The 2944-nt window shown below is 29.2% G+C and carries 3 protein-coding genes and 1 pseudogene; all 4 read left to right on the top strand.

The genetic code is table 11. The annotated features are described in order from the left end of the window. Positions 1–293: 293 nt before the first annotated feature. The gene (locus EZH24_RS09660; protein ID WP_236847153.1) at positions 294–689 is read left to right on the top strand and encodes a hypothetical protein; all 396 of its coding nucleotides are present in this window, start codon (positions 294–296) and stop codon (positions 687–689) included. Between the two features lie 68 nt (positions 690–757). Further along, positions 758–1408 (top strand): hypothetical protein, encoded by a 651-nt coding sequence (locus EZH24_RS09655; protein WP_137998943.1) that lies wholly within the window; start codon positions 758–760, stop codon positions 1406–1408. 42 nt (positions 1409–1450) lie between these two features. After that, complete coding sequence (locus EZH24_RS09650) at positions 1451–2431, top strand: hypothetical protein (RefSeq protein ID WP_137998944.1); 981 nt, start codon at positions 1451–1453, stop codon at positions 2429–2431. Positions 2432–2552: 121 nt separating this feature from the next. Then, positions 2553–2944 (top strand): annotated as a pseudogene (locus EZH24_RS09645) (MFS transporter); the annotation flags it as partial.

Here is a 2944-nt window from a genome sequence, read left to right as displayed (position 1 = left end):
ATCTCAAAATATACGGGATTAAGTATAGAAGAAATTCGCAAACTGCGTCCAAACGGGAAAAAACGATAATAAATAATGCCAAATTTAATTAAATTTTTTTCGCATTTTTATTTAAAAAGGGCTTGACATTTTTTTATTTTATGTTAAAATTTTAATATGTTAATACTAGTAAATAATAATTTAGTTGATTCCAACAGTCAACAGTCAACAGTCAACAGTCAACAGTCAACAGTCAACATGGAAGAATTCTAAACTTTTTCAAAAATTATACTTTTTTAAAGTTGGCAAATTATTTGGATATTCTAATTTATCCTTTAATCAAAATTCGCAAAATAGCAAATCGTATATTCGTATGCGGTTGTTATTTAATAAATTCAAAATTTTTTAAAAGGAGAAGCAAGATGAAGAAAGTGCTTGTTTTGTTGTTGGTTATCGCTATGTTTGCAAGCTCATGCGCTGTGCATAGACATACGATAGGGAAGGGACCTCAATCTGGAGTAACTCAAAGTTCTAGACAGTGGTATGCCTTGTGGGGATTGGTTCGTATCGGTAGTGTCGACACGCTAAAATTGGCGGGCGATAAAACCGACTACGAAATCTACACAAGAGTTAACGGAATTGACTGGCTTATCAATTTCTTCTTGGGATGGACTACAATTCAAACCAGAACGGTAAGCGTTATCAAGTAATCCGAAATGTCGAAGGGTTATTATTTTATATAATAACCCTTTATTTAATTTTTTGAAAAGGATAATTAATGAAATATTGTATAACGATTATATTTGCGATTTTATTTATATTCGCTTGTAATAAAAATAACGACAATAATGAAAATGAAAAAGAAGAAATTATCGACAATATGGAAAATATTGAAGATTATAAAGATTTTTTCTCAAATAAAGAAATTACATTTAAAAGATTGGATTTGGAAAATAATAATTCTACCAACAACAATAAATATTATATAACGAATGTCGAAGCCACTTTTTCGCCTCCGATTAATTCCGTCAAATTGTCGGAAGAAGAAAAAAATCTCGTAATAGAACGAACGGGATATTTCAAAGATTATTTTTATACGGAAAGTTTATTTGTGGACGAAAGAATAATGGCTACTTGTTTAGTAGGATATATGGAAAGAGAAGCGGAAAAATTGGACGCCTTTATAATTTCTTTAAGAAACATGAAAAACGACAATAATATTAAGGATTTAACGGAAGAATATTATACTTTAAAAGGCAAGAAAAATATTCAATTTAGAATAAATATAAATAACGCATCGTATTGGTTTTATGTCATATTCGAGGCAAATAACGGATATTATTTGATTTTGAATTATACTTTTCCGATTTCCTATTTGGCGGATTCGGTCGATAGAATAGCTAATTCGTTAAGCTCCATAACTTTTTAGAGATTGTCTTTTATGAACAAAAATTTTAAAAATATATTATTTATAAATATTTTCATATTCTTTGTATTTTTCAATTTTTTATTTTCCGAAGAAACCTTAAAAGATAAAATGGATTCTCATATTGAAGAGACAAAATTGAAATGGAGATATAATCCTTTCAGATACGAAACTTATAAAAGAATTTACGGCTGGCTCGACCCAGACGCTTATATTACAAGATATTGGATTGGCGACATTTTTAATATAGAAGAAATGTATCCGAAATATGAATATCGTTTCGATAAAATGCAATTTTATCATCAGCCGACTTTGGCAACGGAGATTAATCCTATAGATTTTTTATATAAAGACATTCATAGATTTAGAATCGGAGTCGGATTTTTAACGCATTTCTTTTTATCGATTTATAAACCGAATTTTGAAATATATTACGGAGAAAGTTTATTTTTTGGAACTTATATGCAAACGGAATTGTATTTCGATTATATTTATAACGACTCTTTGAGATTCAGATTTTCTCCCGTTCGTCATATCTGCTCGCATATAGGAGGCGATATATTGGGAGATTCGGAATTATACGATAGAAATACGGAAGAATTTAGAGATTCGGCTATGGAGCAAATGCATTTTTCTCTTCATTACAATTACGGTTATTTTACTTTTTACGGCGGATTTTCTTTTGCAATGACGGGATTTAAAGAATCGAATTTTGTCAATCTATTTAAAATGTTTTACGGAACGGATTTTAGATTTCCTATTTGGGGCGAGATAAGTTTGATAGCTGGGTTTTATGTAGCCGCCGATTACGACAGAATAAACACAATTTACAGAAAAGAAAATTTCAAACAATATAAAATATTAGACACTTACGATAAATTTTATCCTTATGTGTCTGTTGGAATAGGATTTGAAATTTACAGATTTACCGTAGGAATGAAATACGAATTCAATCGCTCGAGACATTTATACGCTTACAAAAAGATGGAAAGCAAATTGGGTTTTGAAGCGACTTTGTTTTTTTAGATTTTGTTGAATTTTTATCAATTTTTTTATTAAAATTTTTTTATTGACAGTATCATTTTTTATATAATAATATAATATATTTTAATAATTTTAATAGCGCATATTAAAGAGGTTTTAAATAATGACAGTTTTAGTTTACTCTATGCCTTTTCTTCTTTACTTGTGTTCGGGAATATTCAGCACCGTTTTAGTTATTAATTTATCCGAGATAGGAGCAAACGCGTTTTTTATCTCGCTTTTAGCGGTATTTTACGGCATGGGAATGATGGTTTGCGCGGGAACTTTTTCAAGATTAAAAATATCCAAAAAATTTTATCCTAAATTATTATATATAGAATCATGTATGCAGGCTATAATAAGTTTTTTATGCATATTATTAATGAATAGACAGATTGCATTATTCTATTCGTTTTTATACGGAGTAAGCACGACTATATTTTTCGTATGCTTTCAATCTTTGCTAGATTCCGTTTCAAAAGATTTGCCCGTTAGAATAAGTAGCGCTTTTTATAT

Origin of the sequence: Brachyspira catarrhinii, from assembly GCF_005518285.1 — a bacterium.
GTDB classification, from domain to species: Bacteria; Spirochaetota; Brachyspiria; order Brachyspirales; family Brachyspiraceae; genus Brachyspira; species Brachyspira catarrhinii.
This window is presented reverse-complemented; position numbering and strand designations above follow the sequence as displayed.

Excerpts from the sequence above, each read along its gene's own strand:
- EZH24_RS09655 (WP_137998943.1), top strand. The coding sequence starts at position 758 with ATGAAATATTGTATAACGATTATATTTGCGATTTTATTTATATTCGCT.